Origin of the sequence: Falsirhodobacter xinxiangensis (assembly GCF_004959935.1) — a bacterium.
GTDB lineage: Bacteria > Pseudomonadota > Alphaproteobacteria > Rhodobacterales > Rhodobacteraceae > Falsirhodobacter > Falsirhodobacter xinxiangensis.
This window is the reverse complement of record NZ_SMYN01000049.1, coordinates 1-3,753: the sequence shown is the minus strand read 5'-3', so window position 1 is coordinate 3,753 and position 3,753 is coordinate 1. Positions and strand designations below refer to the sequence as shown.

Here is a 3,753-nt window from a genome sequence, read left to right as displayed (position 1 = left end):
TCTCGATTGCGAACAGCAGCCGGCACATACATTGACAGGGGGTGGGCAGAAAAACGCCAAAATGTGCAGACTTATGCCTTCTTGGCAGCAACTTATGATTTTATTGGTGACCCCGACAGGACTTGAACCTGTAACCTGCCCCTTAGGAGGGGGCTGCTCTATCCAGTTGAGCCACGGGGCCGATGAGAACCTTGTGCGTCGAAAATCCCTGTTCCGCAAGAGGCGGAACATCTTGGACTGTGACACGCTTGGCGCTAACACTAGCAGACCAAGCTGCAAGGAGACGTCAATGTCCGATCCCCGCCGTCCGCTGACCCTGCGCGATGTGTCCGAAGCCTCGGGGGTGAGCGAGATGACGGTCAGCCGGGTTCTGCGCAACCGGGGCGATGTGTCGGTCGCCACGCGCGAGCGGGTGCTGGAGGCGGCGAAGGCGCTGGGTTATGTGCCCAACAAGATCGCGGGGGCGTTGGCGAGCCAGCGGGTGAACCTTGTCGGCGTGGTGATCCCATCGCTGTCGAACATGGTGTTTCCCGAGGTGCTGACCTCGATTTCGGCGGTGCTGGAGGATACGGGGCTGCAACCCGTCTTTGGCGTGTCGAACTATCAGCCCGAGCGGGAGGAGGCGGTGATCTACGAGATGCTGTCCTGGCGCCCTTCGGGGATCATCGTCGCGGGGTTGGAACATACCGATTCCGCGCGGGCGATGTTGGAGAATGCGGGCGTTCCGGTGGTCGAGATCATGGATACGGATGGCAGCCCGGTGGACAGCGCCGTGGGCATTTCCCATGAACGGGCAGGGCGCGAGATGGCGAAGGCCATCATCGCCGCCGGATACCGCAAGATCGGCTTCATGGGGACGCGGATGCCCAACGACCACCGCGCGCGAAAGCGGCTGGACGGGTTCCGCGCCGTGCTGGCCGAGGCGGGGATCGGGCTGGCGGACAGCGAATTCTATGAGGGCGGCTCGGCGTTGGCCAAGGGGCGCGAGATGACGGAGGCGATGCTGACCCGCAGCCCAGACCTCGACTTTCTTTATTATTCCAATGACATGATCGGCGCTGGCGGGCTGCTTTACTGTCTGGACAAAGGGATCGACGTGCCGGGCAGGATCGGGCTGGCCGGATTCAACAATGTCGATCTGCTGGACGGGTTGCCGGTGCGGCTTGCCACGATGGACGCCTGCCGGGCCGAGATCGGGCGGCAGGCGGCGATGATCGTCGCAGGGCGCCACCCCGAAGGGTTGATCGGGGGCGAGGTGGTGACCCTGACCCCGAAGCTTGAGCCGGGCGGAACGATCAGGCAGTAAGCCGCATCCCGTCATGGCCAAGGATGGTCGCCGTCAGAAGCTGCCCCTCGGGGCGGTCTTTGGTGAAGGCGACCTCGGTGAACTGTTCGGTCCGGCCAAGGCGCGGTCCTTCCATCAGAATGCGATGGACGCGCCCTTGCTGCGCGGCAAGATGCGCCGCCACTTGCCGTTCGCCCGCTGCCCGCAGCCGTGCGGCGCGGTCCTTGATGGCAGGGCCACGCACTTGCGGCATCCGCGCGGCGGGCGTGCCCTTGCGCGGGGAATAGGGGAAGACGTGCAGGAAGGTCAGCCCGCACTGCTCGACCAGCTTCAATGAATTGTCGAACATCGCCTCGGTTTCCGTGGGGAAGCCTGCGATGATGTCGGCACCGAAGATCATGTCGGGACGCAGGCGGCGGGCATCCTCGCAGAAGCGGATCGCGTCGTCGCGCAGGTGGCGGCGCTTCATCCGTTTCAGGATCATGTCGTCGCCCGCCTGAAGCGACAGATGCAGATGGGGCATCAGACGCGGCTCGGTCGCGATGGCGTGCAAGAGGTTCTCATCCGCCTCGATCGAATCGATCGAAGAGATCCGCAGGCGGGGCAGGTCGGGCACCAGTCTCAGAATTCGCATCACCAGATCGCCCAAACGCGGTGTCGCGGGAAGGTCCGCGCCCCACGAGGTCAGGTCCACACCCGTCAGCACCACCTCGTTGAAGCCGCGATCCACGAGCCGCTTGATCTGCTCGATCACCACGCCCGCCGGGACCGACCGCGAATTGCCGCGACCGTATGGGATGATGCAGAAGGTACAGCGGTGATCGCAGCCGTTCTGGACCTGCACATAGGCACGGTGGCGGCCAAAGCCGTCGATCAGATGTCCCGCCGTTTCCTTCACCGACATGATGTCGTCGACCATCACCTTTTCGGTCGTGCCGATCAGGTCCAGCCCGCTCCACGTTTCGGGCAGCATCTTTTCGTGGTTGCCGATGACACGGGTGACCTCGGACATTTCGGCAAAGGTTTCGGGTTCGGTCTGCGCGGCGCAACCGGTGACCAATATGGGCGCACCAGGGTTTTCGCGGGCAAGGCGGCGGATTTCCTGCTTGGCCTTTCGCACTGCTTCGGCGGTCACGGCGCAGGTGTTCACCACGACCGCGTTCGACAGGCCCGCCGACGCTGCAAGCTCCTTCATCGCCTCGGTTTCATAGGCGTTCAGGCGGCAGCCGAGGGTTGCAAAGACAGGCGCGGTCATAGCCACTCCATGGGGATGGCTCCCTCGAACACCTTGGCGGTGGGGCCGGTCATCCAGACGCCATCCTCGCGCCAGTCGATCTCCATCCGGCCGCCATCCACATCGACGATCACGCGCCGCCCGGTCAGCCCGCGCAGATGCGCCGCGACGACCGTGGCGCAGGTGCCGGACCCGCAGGCAAGCGTGACGCCCGCGCCCCGTTCCCACACGCGCATCCGCAGATGATCGGGCGCGATCAGGCTGGCGAATTCGACATTGGTGCGCTCGGGGAACAGCGGGTGATATTCGATCTCCGGCCCCCGGATCGCGGGATCGATGCGGTCCGCATCCTCGACGAAGAAGACGCAATGCGGATTGCCCATGCCGACGCCGACGGGATCTCCCTCGATCGGCAGGCGGTGCAGGTCCTGAGCCGAGGCCAGCGGCACGTCGGCCCAGTCAAGCTGCGGCTGGCCCATGTTCACGCTGACCATCGCGCCGTCGCGCACCGCTTCCAGCAGCCCGCGCCGGGTCTTGATCGTGACGCGGCCCTTGCCAGTCCCTTCCATCACCAAAGCGGCGACGCAGCGCGTGGCATTCCCGCAGGCCCCCGCGCGGCTGCCATCCGCGTTCCAGAAGTCGAGACCGACATCCGCTTCCTGGGAATCGCGAATCTCGGCCAACTGGTCGAAGCCGACGCCGCGATGCCGGTCGCCAAGCGCCCGCGCGATGGCGGGGGTCGTCACCGCCTCGCGCCCACGCGAGTCGATCACAACAAAATCGTTGCCAAGGCCGTGCATCTTGAGGAAACTGATCTGGTTCATCGGGGCCATATACGCCTTTGGCAAAGTTTTCGCCAGAGGGATGAATTTTTGCACTTGACCCCATCGGCTGCAGGTCATACTCAGCCCCCCGTGAAGTGGGCCTATAGCTCAGTTGGTAGAGCAACTGACTTTTAATCAGTGGGTCGCAGGTTCGAATCCTGCTGGGCTCACCACATTCACTCTTGTCGCTGGTCATCCAGCTTAGGCACTTTGGTCAGGTTTGGTGGCACTTTGGTCACCTACAGTGCGCACATGGCGCACCTCTGGCCTGTTCGCACGGTCTTCCTGTCGAAATGCAGTGAGGAGATCGTGCTGTCATAGCTGCTTGACCTCCGGACAAGGCATGCTGCGAAAAGCTGACCCGTAGCTCGCACACCGGGGGTGCGGCTAAAAAGTTGGACTATCTAGGA

The 3,753-nt window shown here is 63.7% G+C and carries 3 protein-coding genes and 2 tRNA genes; 2 read left to right on the top strand and 3 right to left on the bottom strand.

Features of this window, described 5'->3' with window-relative positions:
- Positions 1–104: 104 nt before the first annotated feature.
- Positions 105–181 (bottom strand) — tRNA-Arg (locus E2K76_RS19985).
- A gap of 108 nt (positions 182–289) precedes the next feature.
- Between E2K76_RS19985 and E2K76_RS19980 the strand changes: the two genes are divergently transcribed.
- Positions 290–1,306: a LacI family DNA-binding transcriptional regulator gene (locus E2K76_RS19980; protein ID WP_136686189.1), complete on the top strand. Its 1,017-nt coding sequence runs from the start codon at positions 290–292 to the stop codon at positions 1,304–1,306.
- Here E2K76_RS19980 and mtaB read toward each other — a convergent pair.
- Positions 1,296–2,540, bottom strand: coding sequence for a tRNA (N(6)-L-threonylcarbamoyladenosine(37)-C(2))-methylthiotransferase MtaB (mtaB, locus tag E2K76_RS19975; RefSeq protein WP_136686188.1), 1,245 nt, complete (start codon positions 2,538–2,540; stop codon positions 1,296–1,298). The genes E2K76_RS19980 and mtaB overlap by 11 nt on opposite strands.
- On the bottom strand, positions 2,537–3,352 hold the full coding sequence (gene dapF / locus E2K76_RS19970; RefSeq protein WP_136686187.1) for a diaminopimelate epimerase: 816 nt from the start codon (positions 3,350–3,352) through the stop codon (positions 2,537–2,539). The genes mtaB and dapF overlap by 4 nt, the downstream gene beginning before the upstream one ends.
- 88 nt (positions 3,353–3,440) lie before the next feature.
- Here dapF and E2K76_RS19965 point away from each other — a divergent pair.
- A tRNA-Lys gene (locus tag E2K76_RS19965) sits at positions 3,441–3,516 on the top strand.
- Positions 3,517–3,753: the final 237 nt, after the last annotated feature.